The following is a 17,093-nucleotide window of genomic DNA, read 5'->3' as shown; positions in this document are numbered from 1 at the left end:
AAGTAATCAAAAACCCATACGGAGAGGAAAGTGAAACATTTAACCGAGTTTGTGGCCGACCATAAGCACGATAAGCGATGTGGCATTTTTGCCGTCTGTTCTGCTCACCCATTGGTTCTGGAAGCAGCAATGCGCCACGCCCGGGACGCGCAATCCATCTTATTAATAGAAGCCACCTCCAATCAGGTGGATCAGTATGGCGGCTATACCGGTATGACCCCAGATGACTTCCGTGGTTTTGTTGAGCAACTGGCGGATAAACATCACTTCCCTCGCAATCAGTTGGTGTTAGGGGGCGATCATCTGGGGCCAAATCGCTGGCAAAACGCCCCAGCCGCAGAGGCTATGTCTCATGCAGAAGAACTTATTCGCCATTATGTCGCGGCTGGCTTTAAGAAAATTCACCTTGATTGCAGTATGTCTTGTGCAGATGACCCAGTGCCATTAACAGATGAAATCGTCGCCGGGAGAGCAGCAAGGCTTGCCTTAATTGCAGAACAGACCCGCAAGGAAAAACAAGGTTCGTCTGATCTGGTTTATGTTATTGGAACGGAAGTCCCTGTTCCAGGAGGAGCACATGAAACGCTGTCAACGCTGGTGGTCACCTCTCCCCAAGCGGCAAAAGCAACGCTCGAGGCTCATCGTCATGCTTTTGAACAACAAGGTTTGCACCACCTGTGGCCACGCATTATCGGGCTAGTCGTCCAACCCGGTGTAGAATTCGATCATACTCATGTTATTGATTATCAACCTGAGAAATCTCTTGCTCTGAGCCAGACTATCGAAGAGTTTGACACGATGGTCTTTGAAGCTCACTCCACCGATTACCAAACTCCGCTCGCCCTACAACAGCTAGTTCAGCACCACTTTGCCATTTTGAAAGTGGGTCCGGCACTCACTTTCGCGTTACGTGAAGCGCTATTTTCACTGGCCGCTATCGAGCAGGAACTCCGCCCCGCATACCAATGTTCGGGGCTACGAGATGTGCTGGAAAGCGTCATGCAGGAACACCCGGAGCACTGGAAACAGCATTATCACGGTAATAACGATGAACGTCGTCTGGCGCGCGGCTACAGCTATTCTGACCGCGTTCGTTACTACTGGCCCGATCACCACATTGACCAGGCTTATGCTCGGTTAGTAAATAATTTAACGGACAAACCACTGCCCTTGCCGTTGATCAGCCAGTATCTGCCACTTCAATACGTTAAGGTCCGTGAAGGCCGGCTCGCGGCAACACCGCACGAACTGATTATTGACCATATTCAGGATGTATTGCGCCAGTACCATGCAGCCTGCATGGGAACATCGTCATCCCATTAACACAATGATAATAAGGAATAAAACATGCCAAACATTGTATTAAGTCGTATTGATGAGCGCCTGATTCACGGCCAGGTTGGTGTTCAATGGGTTGGTTTTGCCGGAGCAAATCTGGTGTTGGTTGCCAATGATGAAGTTGCCGAAGATCAGGTTCAACAAAACCTGATGGAAATGGTTTTGGCAGAAGGGATTGCCGTGCGCTTCTGGCCACTGCAAAAAGTGATCGACAATATTCATCGTGCAACCGATCGGCAGAAAATTTTACTGGTCTGCAAAAGTCCCGAAGACTTTCTAACGCTGGTCAACGGTGACGTACCCGTGGCCCGAATCAATGTCGGCAACATGCATTATGCCGAAGGTAAACAACAAATAGCGAAAACCGTCTCTGTCGATGATCAGGATATTGCCGCTTTCTATGGCCTGAGAAAAGCAGGGGTGGAATGTTTTATTCAGGGCGTGCCGACCGAGCCCGCTCAGGATCTCTACAAACTCCTCTGAGGTATTTTCTATGGAAATTAGCTTATTACAGGCATCCGCGTTGGGGATTCTGGCCTTTATTGCTGGCTTGGATATGTTCAACGGCCTGACACATATGCACCGCCCGGTGGTCCTTGGGCCGTTGGTTGGCCTGATCCTTGGCGACCTTCATATGGGGATACTCACCGGTGGTACTCTGGAACTGGTCTGGATGGGGCTTGCTCCACTGGCCGGTGCCCAACCGCCGAATGTGATTATCGGGACTATTGTCGGCACGGCCTTTGCTATCACTGCCGGTGTAAAACCGGAGGTCGCGGTTGGGGTTGCCGTGCCGTTCGCCGTGGCGGTGCAAATGGGCATCACCTTCTTGTTCTCTATCATGTCTGGTGTGATGGCGCGCTGCGACCGGATGGCGGCAAATGCGGATACCGACGGCATTGAACGCGTTAATTATCTGGCCTTGCTGGCTCTGGGTACGTTCTATTTTCTGTGCGCATTCTTGCCCATCTATTTTGGTGCTGAGCATGCGAAGACGGTCATTGATGTCTTGCCAGCCCGCCTGATAGACGGCCTTGGTGTAGCTGGTGGCATCATGCCTGCAATCGGCTTTGCCGTATTGCTGAAAATAATGATGAAAAACGTTTATATCCCCTACTTCATTCTTGGCTTTGTTGCTGCGGCCTGGCTGAAACTGCCGGTACTGGCGATTGCCGCCGCAGCCTTGGCAATGGCGTTAATCGATTTCATGCGTAAAGACTCAACTCCGCAGCAGACTTCCAGCACTCAGAAAGAGGAATTCGAAGATGGCATCTAATACTCAGGTTCTGCCAAGCGCTAACGTCACTGAAAAGCCGGTCATTGATAGCAACGACAATATCTATGAAGACCAAAGTATCGGTGCGGAGCTGACAAAGAAAGATATCAACCGCGTGGCGTGGCGTTCCATGCTGCTGCAAGCCTCATTTAACTATGAGCGTATGCAGGCTTCCGGCTGGCTGTATGGCATATTGCCCGCGCTGAAAAAGATCCACACCAATAAAAATGATCTGGCGCGGGCGATGAAAGGCCATATGGGGTTCTTCAACACCCATCCTTTCCTGGTGACGTTTGTCATCGGCATCATACTGGCGATGGAACGTTCAAAACAGGATGTGAACAGTATTCAAAGTACGAAAATCGCCGTTGGTGCGCCACTGGGAGGAATTGGTGATGCGATGTTCTGGCTGACCTTGCTCCCCATCTGTGGCGGTATTGGAGCCAGTTTGGCCCTGCAAGGTTCGATCCTCGGCGCAATCGTATTTCTCGTGATGTTTAATGTCGTCCATCTTGGGCTTCGTTTCGGGCTTGCTCACTATGCCTATCGCATGGGTGTCGCGGCTATCCCGCTTATCAAAGCCAATACACTTAAAGTGGGGCGAGCGGCTTCTATCGTTGGGATGACGGTGATCGGTGCACTTGTCGCCACCTACGTTCGCTTGTCCACCACGCTTGAAATCACCGCAGGCGATGCTGTGGTTAAGCTGCAAACCGATGTTATCGACAAACTGATGCCAGCCTTCCTCCCACTGGTATACACCCTCACGATGTACTGGTTAGTGCGCCGTGGCTGGAGCCCTCTGCGACTCATCGGGCTGACCGTGGTATTAGGCGTTGTTGGAAAATTTGGCCACTTTTTGTAAGCAAGAGGAAACTCCATGTTAAGCATTATTCTTAGCGGTCACGGTGGGTTTGCCACCGGACTGGAAAAAGCGATGAAACAAATACTTGGCGAACAACAGCAAGTGATAGCCATCGATTTTCCTGAAAGCTCCTCCACCGCGCTGCTTACCGCTCAGTTTGAAGAGGCGTTAGCTAATCTGGATGAAAAAGAAGGGCTGATTTTTTTGACGGATTTGCTCGGAGGTACCCCCTTCCGCGTGGCCTCGACGCTGGCAATGCAGAAAGCAGAACGTGAAGTGATCACCGGAGTAAATCTACAACTTTTGCTGGAGATGGTGCTGGAGCGCGATGGCCTCAGTAGTAAAGAGTTCCGCCTTCAGGCGCTAGAGTGTGGTCACCGAGGGTTGACCAGTCTGGTGGACGAAATGGGCCGTTATCGCGAAGCCGCCCCTGTCGAGGAAGGTATATGACAGCACTGTTGCGAGCCAGACGGGTGCTGACCGAGCATGGCTGGCTCGACGACCATCAGTTACGCATAGATGGCAACACCATCGTTGCCATCGAGCCAATCCCCGCAGGGGTTACGCTGCGCGACTTTGAACTACTGTGCCCAGCCTATATCGATATTCATGTCCACGGCGGTGATGGTGTCGATGTCATGGATGACTCGCCAGAGATACTGGATCAGTTGGCATTGTATAAAGCACGCGAAGGGGTGGGTGGCTGGTTGCCGACCACCGTCACCGCTCCCCTTGGGGAAATAGAGTGTGCACTGCGGCGTATTGCGCAGCGCTACCATCAAGGTGGACAAGGTGCGACGGTGTTGGGTAGCTATCTTGAAGGCCCTTACTTCACCCCGCAGAACAAAGGGGCACATCCACCGGAGCTGTTCCGTGAGCTGGATATTACTGAGCTAAACAGGTTGATTGACGTGTCACAACACACATTACGTGTTGTGGCATTGGCACCTGAGAAATCGGGTGCGCTGGCGGCGATTAAGTATCTAAAAAGCCAGGGGATAAAGGTCATGCTCGGCCACAGCGCGGCGAACTATGAAGAAACTATTCGTGCGTTTGATGTGGGAGCCGATGGACTGGTGCATTGCTTTAACGGTATGACCGGTCTTCATCACCGTAATCCCGGCATGGTTGGCGCAGGGCTCACCGATAAGCGAGCATGGCTTGAGTTGATAGCAGATGGTCACCATGTTCACCCCGCAGTAATGAGCCTTTGCTGTACCTGCGCCAAGCCTCGAGTATTGCTGATAACCGATGCGATGAGCGCGGCTGGAATGCCTGATGGCGACTATACGATTTGCGGTCATCCAGTAACAATGCAACAGGGTATTGTCCGTACTGCCTCTGGAGGGCTGGCCGGAAGTACACTTTCGTTGGATGCAGCGGTGCGAAATCTGGTCAATAACGTGGGTGTCCCTGCTGCGGATGCGATTCATATGGCCTCGCTGCACCCTGCCAAAATGTTGGGACTTGACCACACATATGGTTCTCTGTCGGCAGGCAAACGAGCCAACATTATCGCGCTTGATTCGCGGCTCATGCTACAAACCATTTGGATTGATGGACAACGAATCGCCCTGTAGAACTTTCATTATATATCACTTTGGTTTGTGGCCAATTCCGCCACAAACCTTTCTTTTCCTTTCTTTATGCTCTAAGCTATGTATTAAATAAATATAATATATCAATATAAATCAATAAAATAAAAACATAAACCCCACTTCCAGATCACGTTTTTCGTTTTATTACTTTTCTTATATTGACCTTTCGTTTTCTTTTCTATAGATTTTCACTTAGACATAAAATTGATGAAATGAAACGAAAGATTGTCATGTTCTACTTTGTACTGACCCATTGAATATGTACTACTAAGGACTGAGTTATGAGCGAAACCCAATCTGCCGGTACTTGCGGCACATCGACCTGGACTGAAAAAGAGATCCGCCAGCAACCAGCAAGCTGGATCCGATCGTTAAAAAACATTGAACGTCAACGTAACGATATCGACACTTTCCTTGCGCCGCTCCTGCAAACATCTGACCTACAGATTGTCCTGACAGGTGCCGGTACCTCAGCATTTATCGGCGATATTATTGCGCCGTGGCTGTCGCGCCATAGCGAGAGAAATTTTGTCGCAGTGCCCACAACGGACCTCGTTACTAATCCTGCTGACTATTTATCTCCCCAGCGCCCGACACTGCTCATCTCCTTTGCACGCTCCGGTAACAGCCCTGAAAGCGTCGCCGCAGTGGACTTAACCAACCAACTTGTCAGCCAGTGCCACCATCTGGTCATCACCTGTAATGAAGCCGGCAGCTTGTATCACAATGCGTTGAAAAGTGATAACGCACTGGCACTGTTAATGCCAACCGAAACCCATGACCGTGGTTTCGCCATGACCAGTAGCATCAGTACCATGATGGCCAGTTGTTTGGCGGTCTTCGCCCCCGAGGTCATCAACAGCACCAGTTTTCAGGATGTCGCAACGCGCTGTAAGCAGATAGTTGCTTCGCAGGGCGACTTTAGCACTGCCGTATTTGGTGATCTGCCCTTTAAACGGATTGTTTACCTCGGCAGTGGCGGATTACAAGGCGTGGCGCGCGAATCAGCACTGAAAGTGCTGGAGCTAACGGCAGGTAAATTAGCGGCGTTTTATGAGTCCCCCACCGGCTTTCGCCACGGACCAAAATCACTGGTTAACGCTGAAACGCTGGTTGTGGTGTTGGTTTCAAGCCACCCTTATACCCGTCAATACGACCTCGACTTACTGGCTGAGTTGCGCCGCGACCAACAAGCGATGCGCGTCGTAGCGATTTGTGCCGAATCCAGCCCAGAAATAGACGCAGGCCCGCATATTTTGTTACCCGCAGCCCGAGAGTTTATTGATGTCGAACAGGCGTTCTGCTTCCTGATGTACACACAGATTTTCGCTCTCAGCGAATCTATCAAAGCAGGTATCACCCCCGACACCCCTTCCGCCAGCGGCACGGTAAACCGTGTAGTGAAAGGCGTCGTTATTCATCCCTGGAAAGGCTGAGAGGATCACTACATGAGCATTATTTCTACCAAATATCTTTTGCAGGATGCGCAGGCTCGGCGCTACGCCGTACCTGCTTTTAATATCCATAACGCGGAAACCATTCAGGCCATTCTAGAAGTTTGCAAAGAGATGCAATCACCGGTGATCCTTGCAGGTACGCCCGGCACCTTTAAGCACATCGCTTTTGAAGAAATCTACGCACTGTGCGAAGCCTACTCTGAAAGTTATGGCATGCCGCTCGCGCTGCATCTCGACCATCACGAGTCACTGGACGATATCAGCCGCAAGGTCAACGCCGGTGTACGCAGTGCGATGATTGACGGTAGCCACTTCCCATTCGCTGAGAATGTGGGTCTGGTGAAGAGTGTCGTCGATTTTTGTCATCGCCACGATTGTAGCGTTGAAGCTGAGTTAGGCCGTCTGGGGGGTGTGGAAGACGATATGGATGTCGATGAGGAGAGTGCTTTTCTCACTGACCCACAAGAAGCGCGTCGCTTTGTGGAACTTACCGGTGTCGATAGCCTCGCGGTTGCGATAGGAACAGCCCACGGCCTGTACGCCAAACGGCCAAAAATTGATTTCCAGCGCCTGGCAGAAATCCATGAAACCGTCGATATTCCATTGGTTCTACATGGTGCAAGCGATGTCCCTGATGACTATGTCAGACGAGCCATTCAACTGGGTGTTTGCAAAGTAAACGTAGCAACTGAGTTGAAAATCGCCTTCGCCGCGGCGGTGAAAAAATGGTTTGGCGATAACCCGGAAGGTAACGACCCGCGCTATTACATGCGCGTCGGTATGGATGCCATGAAAGACGTCGTGCGCAGTAAAATCATCGTCTGTGGATCAGCTAATAAGTTAATCCCCGAAACTGAAACCTCGCTATAAATCTTGTGTCATCAAAATGTTGCCCGGCTACCGTCGGGTAACATCATGAATTCTAATCATTATCAGACTCAAAATGCAAATAACCTTTCTGGACCTCAAATAACAAGGATATTTCCGATAAACTCGCTGATGTACCACGGCATTGTTAGCGCGGAAAATGCCTATTTTGGGTTGGAAAAAGTGCAGACCGACCATGACTTTGCTGATCAGGTCTGGAGCTACTTTGCAACGGGAACCCAGCTACAAGAGCTTTACATCACGTCGTCCATGTTAAATAACAACAAATGGGATACGCTGGCGACCGCCGCTAAATGGTCACGGAAAAATAGCGATGTGCTGGTTGATACCCATTGGATTGGCGGTGACCCTACTGCACTGGAAGTTTATGGCTGGGCCTCATGGAATAAAGATAAAGCGGTATTTGGATTGCGTAATCCATCCGACAAAGAACAAAGTTACTATTTAGATCTCACTAAAAACTTCGAAATTCCGAGCGGCGAAGCAACGAGCTTCACACTTAAGAGGGTATATGGCACCAATGCAACTCTGCCGCTCGATTACAGTAAGCCGCTGATTGTTACGCTAAAACTACTGGAAACACTCGTCATCGAAGCAACACCGATGACTAATATGAAGTAACGCGCCTATCAGACCTGTCGTAATAATGCCGCTCGTTCTATCACGAAGGGGCGGTATCCGCTTCCAGCTTAATCAAATAAACCAACGCTTGTTCTCGGGTATCAGCACACATCTCCCGCAATGCTTGTAAGCTGGCACATACTGCCGGGCGCGAAGGGGAATGAAAAATGGCGCAACGCATAGTCTCATCCAAATGCAGACAACGGGTATTGGCAGGCTTACCGAATGGCATACCGGGGATCGGGCTGGAAATAGAAGGAGCAATACAGCAAGCACCGCAATCTGAGCGACAGTCCATCAGCAGGCTCCTGTAGGCTGGTGGAATAACAGCAGACAATAGCAATCACCCCCATTAACTACCAGCACTATCCTTGCCCGGCGGTTTAATAACCGATCCATGCCATAGGCGGTGCTTTTCACCTCCGCACCATCAGTTCACTTTTTAACCGTTAAAATCCCAATTTGTACGATATTCAATCACAAGTTAATCCCATCACCAGACTAATCACTGATCATATGATCGGCATGAGTATATTCGTCTGTTTACAGAATCCTCACCAGCATGTACCATTAAGCTAGTACAAAAGAACCACTAACCTATTATTTATAGCCCGCGTCATTAACGTTACAGCAAGACAACAAATTCTGCTGTAGCGGCAAGGATGAAGGATATTTGGAGTTACCGATGTCGATGGATGTATCCCAACCGTTATCACGCCCTTCCGTCCTTGGCGGGGCGATGATAGTCGCCGGAACCGCTGTAGGGGCGGGGATGTTCTCAATCCCAATCGTCACAGCCGGGGTATGGTTCAGCGGCTCAGTAATACTGCTGATTTATACCTGGGCTTGTATGCTGATTTCTGGCTTGATGATTTTGGAAGCTAACCTGAACTACCCCACCGGGGCCAGCTTTCACACCATGGTACAAGACCTGCTGGGTAAGATCTGGAGTTCCATCAATGGATTGTCGATAACCTTTGTGCTCTACATCCTGACCTACGCTTATATCTCCGCCGGTGGCTCAATCATTTCTCACACCCTGCAAAATGTCGTGGGGATTGGTCAGACCGGTGCTGGCTTTATCTTTGTGTTATTGGTCGCATTTATCGTTTGGTTATCGACCCGCGCAGTGGATCGCTTAAGTACGATATTAATCGGCGGAATGGTAATTACATTTGTCATGTCGGTTGGTGACATGTTTAGCCATGTACAAAGTGCCGTTCTATTCAATCAAACTGATAGCAGCGCCCGCTATTTACCTTATGCACTGGCCGCACTGCCCTACTTGCTGACCTCATTTGGTTATCACGGTAATGTACCGGGGCTGGTGAAGTACTACCACAAAGACAGCAAAGCAGTGGTGCGCAGCCTGCTGTACGGCACCCTGATCGCGTTAATCATTTATGTCCTATGGCAGTATGCTATTCAAGGTAATATCGCCCGTGACGCCTTCAAACAGGTGATTGCTGACGGTGGCAACATCGGTAGCCTGCTAAAACAGATGGACACCATTTCGACCAGTCAGGCCACCAGCCAGTTACTCAATGCTTTCTCTTATATGGCGCTGGCTAGCTCATTCCTTGGGGTATCTCTGGGGTTGTTTGATTATATTGCCGACTTCTTTAAATTTAGTGATACCCGTAACGGGCGGACTAAATCAGCACTGATCACTTTTGTGCCACCGACCCTCGGTGCACTGCTGTTCCCGAATGGCTTCTTATATGCCATTGGATTTGCCGGTTTAGCGGCTACCATTTGGGCGGTAATAGTGCCAGCGCTGATGGCGCGGGCCAGCCGTAAACGCTTCCCACAGGCTGTTTATCGTGCTCCCGGCGGGCGTTTGATGATTGGTTTTATCATCCTGTTTGGTTTGATCAATGCCATTACCCATATTGCTGCACTATTGGGCTGGTTACCGGTCTATCAATAGGGTTATTTTTACACGGGAATAACTCTCTTTTTAGCGCTATCTCCAAAGCGTTTACTGTTGCCGCCAGGCCGCAAGCGAATAGCCCCAACGACTTCAAATATGGAGGCGATATTTGCTTGCCTGAAACTGGCGGCGCGAGTAACTTGTCGCAACTTATCTTCAATCCTGATTGGCGGTTAATAAATGGCTAGAGCTAACGAAATAAAACGTGGTATGGCGGTCAACCTCAACGGCAAATTACTGCTGGTGAAAGATATTGATGTGCAAAGCCCAAGCGCCCGTGGCGCAAGTACCCTGTATAAAATGCGGTTTTCTGATGTGCGGACCGGTTTAAAAGTTGAAGAGCGTTTTAAAGGCGATGAGATCCTCGATACCATCACCCTGACCCGCCGATCAGTGAATTTCTCTTACATCGATGGCGACGAATACGTCTTTATGGATGATGAAGATTTCACCCCTTATAACTTCAAAAAAGAACAGATCGAAGAAGAACTGTTATTTATTCCTGAAGGGGGCATGCCAGGCATGCAGGTTCTGACGATGGATGGTCAATTATTGGCGCTGGAATTGCCGCAGACTGTTGATATGGAAATTGTTGATACCGCCCCAAGCATCAAAGGCGCATCGGCCAGTGCTCGCAACAAACCTGCTGTGATGAGCACCGGCTTATCTATTCAGGTGCCGGAATATATCAGCCCGGGTGAGAAAATCCGTATTCATATTGCGGAACGCCGTTATATGGGCCGCGCTGAATAATACCCAATCCCCTTCATCTTTCAAGTTGCAGGTGTGTTGGCTGCTCTCAATAACCCGAATCACTTGACTGCGTAAGCTCATCGGGATTAATGAGCCTCATCCTTGAGGCTCACCCTGCGGGCTAGCATAAATGCTGTACAAATCGGTTCCCGACCGACTTGTATCTCGCTTGCCGCCTTCCTGCATCTTGAAATCTATTGGGTATGGTTGGGTATAAAACAGTTAAGGGCCATTTCTGGCCCTTAATATATTGAAAAATAGCGTGTTATTTTAGTTCAGGGAAGAACGCCCGTTTCAGCGCCAACTCCACACCACGCACCTCAGCTAACCCTTTCAAACGGCCAATCGCCGAATAGCCCGGATTGGTTTTCTTATGCAAATCATCCAGCATCTGATGACCGTGGTCTGGGCGCATCGGGATCGGACGCATATCACCGGCAGCCTGACGGCGTTGCTCTTCGGTCAAGATGGCTTTGACGACGGAATACATGTCCACATCGCCTTGCAGATGGCCGCCTTCATGGAAGGTCTTTGGGTTCCCTTCGCGGCAGGTCGAGCGTAAATGCGTAAAATGAATACGATCACCAAAGGTTTCGATCATCTTCACCAGATCGTTGTCAGCCCGCACCCCATAAGAGCCGGTGCACATAGTAAAACCGTTATGAATACTATCAACTGTCTCTTTCAGCCACTGCATATCTTCAATGGTGGAAACAATCCGCGGTAGGCCAAGGATTGGGCGCGGTGGATCATCGGGATGTACCGCCATACGCAGACCAACCTGTTCGGCAACCGGTATAATGGCTTGCAGGAAGTAAGCCATATTTTCACGCAGTTGCGCTTTATCGATGCCGTTATACTCCGCCAAACGTGCACGGAATTGATCCAGTGTATAACCTTCTTCAGCCCCCGGCAGACCGGCAATAATATTGCCCGTCAGCTTGGCGATATCCGCTTCAGTCATCGCATCGAAGTAATCTGCTGCCTGCGCCTGTTCTTCCGCAGTGTAATCATTCACCGCACCAGGGCGTTTAAGGATATGCAGTTCGAAGGTAGCAAAGGCTATCTGATCGAAACGTAATGCTTTGGAACCATCTGGCAGTTGATATTCCAGATCTGTGCGTGTCCAGTCGAGCACTGGCATAAAGTTATAGCACACGGTATCAATACCGCAGGCCGCCAGATTACGTAGCGTTTGCTGATAATTTTCAATATGTTGCTGATAGTTGCCGCTGTGCGTTTTGATCTCTTCATGAATCGGGACACTTTCAACTACCGACCACACCAAACCTTTAGCGGCAAGCTCTGCCTGACGTTGCTTGATCTCACTCACCGGCCATACTTCACCATTCGGGATGTGATGTAATGCTGTCACTACTCCAGTTGCACCCGCCTGACGGATATCATCCAGCGACACCGGATCATGCGGGCCATACCAACGCCATGTTTGTTCCATTTATTTTTACCTTCTCTGCGTAAACTGTTCAGGTGCTAAAAATGTTGTTATACCGATTTCCAAGAGGTATCACTCAGCTTTATCCTTACTTTTTAACCGCCGGGTGTCAAAAAGCAAAACCTCATTGGTTGATCCACCTCACGAATATAACCAATATTGGACTTACCAATTTTATTTTCTGTCATATGGCTTTACACTGCAAGCCGATATTCATGGCAACGAGCAAAAGAAAATGGTCAGTATGGTGTGGCTTCTTTCCTACAAACAGCCGACTAAAACTGGTCTAACAACTTTTTATTTGCCACCTTTTATGTCAGCCCCTTTGTAATAATCGTGGGGTGAATGATTTTGGAGCCACGTATGAACACCATTGCCAACAGCCCCCTTCCCTCAACCGTACAGCAGCCTACTTATGATAGAACAGCACTGAAAAGCCGCATTGTTCACATTGGCTTTGGTGCATTTCATCGCGCCCATCAAGCGCTGCTCACTGACCGGGTGTTAAATAAACAAGGGGGCGACTGGGGTATTTGCGAAGTCAGCTTGTTTGGTGGCGACGTTTTGATTCAAAATTTACGCCAACAGAATCATCTCTTCTCAGTGCTGGAAAAAGGGGCGCAAGGTAATCAGGCCATTATTGTCGGTTCGGTTTGCGAGTCAGTCCATGCCCGATTAGATGGCATCATCCAAGTATTGGAAAAATTGGCCGAACCACAAGTGGCGATTGTCTCACTGACGATTACTGAGAAAGGTTACTGCATCGAACCGGGTAGCGGCCAATTGGATCTGCAAAATGAGTTTATCCGCGCAGATCTGGCGATACCCGATGCGCCAACCTCCGCCCCCGGTATTCTGGTAGAAGCCCTGCGCTTACGTCGCTCACGCGGCCTACCCCCTTTTACTGTGCTTTCTTGCGATAATATTCCAGAAAATGGCCATGTCGTGAAAAATGCCGTCCTCGGCCTGGCTATGGCCCGAGACCCAGAACTGGCTAGTTGGATCAGTCAACATGTCACCTTCCCTAATACTATGGTCGACCGTATTGTTCCAGCCGCCACCGCTGAAACCTTGCAACAAATTGCCGATACCCTGAGCGTAGCAGACCCTTGTGGTATTGCTTGTGAGCCGTTCATTCAGTGGGTAGTTGAAGATAAATTTGTCGCGGGCCGCCCGGACTGGGAAGTGGCTGGAGTGCAATTGGTCGATGATGTCTTGCCATTCGAAGAAATGAAGCTGCGCATGTTAAATGGCAGCCACTCATACCTCTCCTATCTGGGTTATCTCGCCGGTTATCAACATATTAATGATTGTATGGCCGACAGTAACTATCGCCTCACCGCCCGTCGCCTGATGATGGATGAACAAGCCCCAACCTTGCGCGTCACCGGGGTGGATCTTAATGCCTATGCTGATCAATTGATTGAGCGCTACAGCAACCCGGCGTTAAAACATCGCACCTGGCAAATTGCCATGGACGGTAGCCAAAAATTACCACAACGGATGCTCGATTCCGTGCGTTGGCATTTACAACATGGCGGCGCTTATCGCTGTCTGGCATTAGGTATCGCCGGTTGGATGCGCTATGTAGGTGGGATCGACGATAACGGCCAGGCCATAGATATCCGTGATCCGATGGCTGACAGCTTTAAAAAATGTGTCGCCAGCAGTGAAGATGGCGTTGCCCGGGTACAGAGTTTGCTATCACTGAAGTCGCTGTTTGGTGAGTCCTTACCACAGCAGCCGGTATTTGTTGATGCAGTCACCGAGGCTTACCTCAGCTTGCAACAATTTGGCGCGAAAGAGAGTGTAAAACGTTTGGCGCAGCAGGATTAATTTAGCGCACTCACCGAATGAGCCTCAAGAGTGAGGCTCATTAATTCCAATCGAGTTAGTGAGCGCAGCCAACACCGCTGCAACTTCAAGGCCGAAGGGTTTACCCAAAGTCATTGGAGGTGCAGGTAGGCGGCAAGCAAATGCATCCCGATGAGCTTACTCAAGTAAGTGATTCGGGTAAGTGAGCGCAGCCAACACCACTGCAACTTCAAGGCCGAAGGGTTTACCCAAAGTCATTGGAGGTGCAGGTAGGCGGCAAGCAAATGCATCCCGATGAGCTTACTCAAGTAAGTGATTCGGGTAAGTGAGCGCAGCCAACACCGCTGTAACTTCAAGGCCGAAGGGTTTACCCAAAGTCATTGGAGGTGCAGGTAGGCGGCAAGCAAATGCATCCCGATGAGCTTACTCAAGTAAGTGATTCGGGTAAGTGAGCGCAGCCAACACCGCTGCAGCTTCAAGGCCGAAGGGTAAATTATTCTTCAAGCTGGTACGGCGCAGACTCAAACAAATAACCATCAAAATCAGGATGGTTGGCATCTGAAAGCTCGAGCAGTTTTAGTTTTACATTTTCCAAGTGCTGCCACATGGCTTGCTTAGCCGCTTTGCTGTCACGGCGTAACACAGCTTGCAAGATTTTCTGATGGTCTTCTAACCACTGCCAACGGTAGCTGAAATCCAGGGTGTGACGGTGAGCAACCTGCCACATGGCGCTGGTTTTGCGCGCTTGCCAGGCCTCTGTAACCATATTGGCTAGCACGCTATTTTGCGTCGATTGTGCCAGTAGGCAATGAAACAACTCATCAGCGCTTTCATCCACTGCCCCCGCAGCCAGTGCAGTCTTTTCCTGCTCGATGGCGTGACGCATTTTGATGATATCGGTTTTGGTCGCCTGCATGGCAGCAAAAGCGGCGACTTCGCTTTCCAGTAATTGGCGGGCTTGCAGTAATTCAAATGGGCCGTAACCACTATCAGAGGTCACTGCGGATTCACCGTTTGCTGGCATATCGGGCACGTTAACCACATAGACGCCAGAACCTTTGCGTACCTCCACCAATTTTTCCAGCTCCAGCATAATCAGTGCTTCACGAACCACACTGCGACTGACACTGAAATTTTCGGCGATGTCACGTTCAGGCGGTAAACGATCGCCTAAGTTGTATTGCCCGCTGACAATCGCCTCACGCAATTGACTGCCCACTTCCTGATATAACCGCATAACCTTATTTCCTGCATCAGGTATTGGCGTGACTAATACCAAATTGGCCTGACCAAAGGGTGTCTGAATGAGGGTTAGTATATCATGTGGTCGAACAATATCATTGTAGCCAAACAAGATGATTTCATTTGAATCGCATCATCCATCTAACACGGCTTATCACTGTGATAAGCCGTGCTTGTAGGAATACGTCATATTGTTTGAATATATTAGAGATAAGTGACAGTGAAAATTCCCAGACTACGCTGCGGGTTCAACCATTCCAGATGAGAAGAAGCTAAATTACCAGGTAAACGGGCAGTGAGAGGCATATTAGCAGAAACAACTTGCCGTTGAGTCAATGTCTCACCATTACGATAACAACGTGTTGTAATGATACTCTCGATGAAAGCGGTATCACATGGACTATCTACAATAGCACCAAAAAATGTAATTGTTCCTGTAGCAGACCGGGTAGATTGCGCACTACTTGCAGCAAAGGAGACTATCCATGAAAACATTATTGCTACGATAATTAGCACTCGAAAATTCATCATAACCACCTCGACTCTCATATCTGTCATTTTAAATGATAGAGGATTCCAGCCAGAGCGATGGGAATGAGCGAGCATTTTTTATTGCCCGACTCCGTTTATAACTCACTAAGATTCCTCGTAGAAGTGAATTATATTGCTTAGTCTTGCAACGCTATTAGGCGAGGTTCCTAACATACCTAGGAAATTGTCTGCCTTTTAGCCTTTTTCGTTTAATAATAAGCTTGGCTGGTGTTATATCCTCTTCTGATAACATCGACACCTTTGAGCCTTTTCTTGAGAGGTTATTGAAAATAAATTTACGGTAGGAGACCTCTGATGACAAAAACGAACTTGATTACTGGCTTTTTGGGGTGCGGTAAGACCACCACCATTCGCCATTTATTGTCACAAAAACCGCAAAATGAAAAATGGGCGGTACTGGTTAATGAATTTGGTGAGATTGGTATTGATGGTGCGCTATTAGCAGACAGCGGTGCGGTATTAAAAGAAATACCGGGCGGGTGCATGTGTTGTGTTAATGGGTTACCGATGCAAGTGGGTTTGAATATGCTGCTACAGCAGGCAAAACCGGATCGGTTATTAATCGAACCGACTGGGTTGGGCCATCCAAAACAGATCTTGTCTTTATTAACCTCCGATATTTACCAACCCTGGATTGACCTGCGTGCCACCCTCTGTCTGGTCGATGCCCGCCAGTTAAGTGAACCGCGTTATACCGAAAATGAGAACTTCCGCGACCAACTGGCGGCCGCAGATATCATCGTGGCAAATAAGCAGGATACCTACACCTCACAAGACTACAGTGCATTGCAGCAATGGCATGACCGCCAATCCATGCCACGTCCACTCTATTATGCAGAACAAGGAAAGGTAGATGCGGCCCTGCTTGATATCCCACACAGTAATAATAATGAATTGCCTGACGGTACCCATCACCACGGTTCAGGGCGACCAAAAGGCTTGGCGGCGCTCCGTTTAAAAGGGATCGAACCTTGGCGGCGGGCGCTGAATCAGGGGCAAGGTTATCAGAGCTGTGGTTGGGTATTTAATGCTGAGACAGTGTTTGATACGGTTCCATTGTTGGAATGGATACGGTTAAATCCAGTGGAGCGGGTCAAAGGTGTTATGCGTATTGCCGAAGGCACTTTGGTGGTTAACCGGCAAGGTGCTGACTTGCAAATAGAAACACGTCAAATAGCACCACTGGACAGCCGAATTGAACTGATTAGTGCCTCTGAAGCGGATTGGAACATGCTACAGCATCAATTACTGACTATCAGACTACATAAAGGGGTATGATATACCTCGATTTTTATTTGTTAC

The 17,093-nt window shown here is 49.2% G+C and carries 16 protein-coding genes and 1 pseudogene; 13 read left to right on the top strand and 4 right to left on the bottom strand.

Annotated elements, in window-relative coordinates; genetic code table 11:
• Positions 1-30 precede the first annotated feature (30 nt).
• The 9 genes and pseudogenes from kbaZ to V1956_RS10135 form a co-directional block, all read left to right on the top strand.
• Complete coding sequence (gene kbaZ, locus V1956_RS10175) at positions 31-1,323, top strand: tagatose-bisphosphate aldolase subunit KbaZ (protein ID WP_372559383.1); 1,293 nt, start codon at positions 31-33, stop codon at positions 1,321-1,323.
• A gap of 24 nt (positions 1,324-1,347) precedes the next feature.
• Positions 1,348-1,821, top strand: a complete 474-nt coding sequence (gene agaV, locus V1956_RS10170; protein ID WP_083158371.1) for a PTS N-acetylgalactosamine transporter subunit IIB — start codon at positions 1,348-1,350, stop codon at positions 1,819-1,821.
• 10 nt (positions 1,822-1,831) lie between these two features.
• Positions 1,832-2,614, top strand: a complete 783-nt coding sequence (gene agaW, locus V1956_RS10165) for a PTS N-acetylgalactosamine transporter subunit IIC (protein WP_005193049.1) — start codon at positions 1,832-1,834, stop codon at positions 2,612-2,614.
• Positions 2,604-3,479: a PTS N-acetylgalactosamine transporter subunit IID gene (agaE, locus tag V1956_RS10160; RefSeq protein WP_083158369.1), complete on the top strand. Its 876-nt coding sequence runs from the start codon at positions 2,604-2,606 to the stop codon at positions 3,477-3,479. The genes agaW and agaE overlap by 11 nt, the downstream gene beginning before the upstream one ends.
• Before the next feature lie 15 nt (positions 3,480-3,494).
• Positions 3,495-3,929: a PTS galactosamine/N-acetylgalactosamine transporter subunit IIA gene (agaF, locus tag V1956_RS10155; RefSeq protein ID WP_005193054.1), complete on the top strand. Its 435-nt coding sequence runs from the start codon at positions 3,495-3,497 to the stop codon at positions 3,927-3,929.
• Positions 3,926-5,059, top strand: a complete 1,134-nt coding sequence (gene nagA, locus V1956_RS10150) for an N-acetylglucosamine-6-phosphate deacetylase (protein WP_372559385.1) — start codon at positions 3,926-3,928, stop codon at positions 5,057-5,059. Before agaF ends, nagA begins: the two co-directional genes overlap by 4 nt.
• Positions 5,060-5,358: 299 nt before the next feature.
• Entirely contained in the window at positions 5,359-6,513 is a 1,155-nt protein-coding gene (locus V1956_RS10145; RefSeq protein ID WP_442825067.1) for an SIS domain-containing protein, read from the top strand.
• Positions 6,514-6,525: 12 nt separating this feature from the next.
• Complete coding sequence (kbaY, locus tag V1956_RS10140; RefSeq protein WP_442825066.1) at positions 6,526-7,404, top strand: tagatose-bisphosphate aldolase subunit KbaY; 879 nt, start codon at positions 6,526-6,528, stop codon at positions 7,402-7,404.
• A gap of 108 nt (positions 7,405-7,512) precedes the next feature.
• A pseudogene (locus V1956_RS10135) lies at positions 7,513-8,043 on the top strand (enterotoxin); the annotation flags it as partial.
• A 40-nt stretch (positions 8,044-8,083) separates the two neighbouring features.
• On the opposite strand, the gene V1956_RS10130 reads toward V1956_RS10135, so the two are convergent.
• The gene (locus V1956_RS10130) at positions 8,084-8,341 is read right to left on the bottom strand and encodes a YkgJ family cysteine cluster protein (protein WP_083158365.1); all 258 of its coding nucleotides are present in this window, start codon (positions 8,339-8,341) and stop codon (positions 8,084-8,086) included.
• Between the two features lie 387 nt (positions 8,342-8,728).
• Here V1956_RS10130 and mtr point away from each other — a divergent pair, with 387 nt between their 5' ends.
• Together mtr and yeiP are read left to right on the top strand one after the other, a co-directional pair.
• On the top strand, positions 8,729-9,973 hold the full coding sequence (gene mtr / locus V1956_RS10125; RefSeq protein WP_372559388.1) for a tryptophan permease: 1,245 nt from the start codon (positions 8,729-8,731) through the stop codon (positions 9,971-9,973).
• Between the two features lie 183 nt (positions 9,974-10,156).
• Positions 10,157-10,729 carry an elongation factor P-like protein YeiP gene (gene yeiP, locus V1956_RS10120; RefSeq protein ID WP_005193072.1) on the top strand — a complete coding sequence of 191 codons (573 nt, stop codon included), beginning with the start codon at positions 10,157-10,159 and terminating at the stop codon, positions 10,727-10,729.
• A gap of 265 nt (positions 10,730-10,994) precedes the next feature.
• On the opposite strand, the gene uxuA is transcribed toward yeiP, so the two are convergent.
• Positions 10,995-12,185, bottom strand: a complete 1,191-nt coding sequence (uxuA, locus tag V1956_RS10115) for a mannonate dehydratase (RefSeq protein ID WP_372559389.1) — start codon at positions 12,183-12,185, stop codon at positions 10,995-10,997.
• Between the two features lie 360 nt (positions 12,186-12,545).
• Between uxuA and V1956_RS10110 the strand changes: the two genes are divergently transcribed.
• A complete protein-coding gene (locus V1956_RS10110) occupies positions 12,546-14,018 on the top strand; it encodes a mannitol dehydrogenase family protein (protein WP_372559390.1) in 1,473 nt (490 codons plus the stop codon).
• A gap of 472 nt (positions 14,019-14,490) precedes the next feature.
• Here V1956_RS10110 and V1956_RS10105 read toward each other — a convergent pair whose 3' ends face one another.
• Entirely contained in the window at positions 14,491-15,234 is a 744-nt protein-coding gene (locus V1956_RS10105) for a GntR family transcriptional regulator (RefSeq protein WP_420071819.1), read from the bottom strand.
• 209 nt (positions 15,235-15,443) lie between these two features.
• A complete protein-coding gene (locus V1956_RS10100; protein ID WP_083163547.1) occupies positions 15,444-15,770 on the bottom strand; it encodes a hypothetical protein in 327 nt (108 codons plus the stop codon).
• A 315-nt stretch (positions 15,771-16,085) separates the two neighbouring features.
• Between V1956_RS10100 and V1956_RS10095 the strand changes: the two genes are divergently transcribed.
• Positions 16,086-17,069, top strand: a complete 984-nt coding sequence (locus V1956_RS10095) for a CobW family GTP-binding protein (RefSeq protein WP_372559392.1) — start codon at positions 16,086-16,088, stop codon at positions 17,067-17,069.
• Positions 17,070-17,093: the final 24 nt, after the last annotated feature.

Source organism: Yersinia sp. 2540 StPb PI (assembly GCF_052217165.1).
Taxonomy (GTDB): domain Bacteria; phylum Pseudomonadota; class Gammaproteobacteria; order Enterobacterales; family Enterobacteriaceae; genus Yersinia; species Yersinia enterocolitica_E.
The sequence above is the reverse complement of the archived record's forward strand: the minus strand, read 5'-3'. Positions and strand labels throughout refer to the sequence as shown.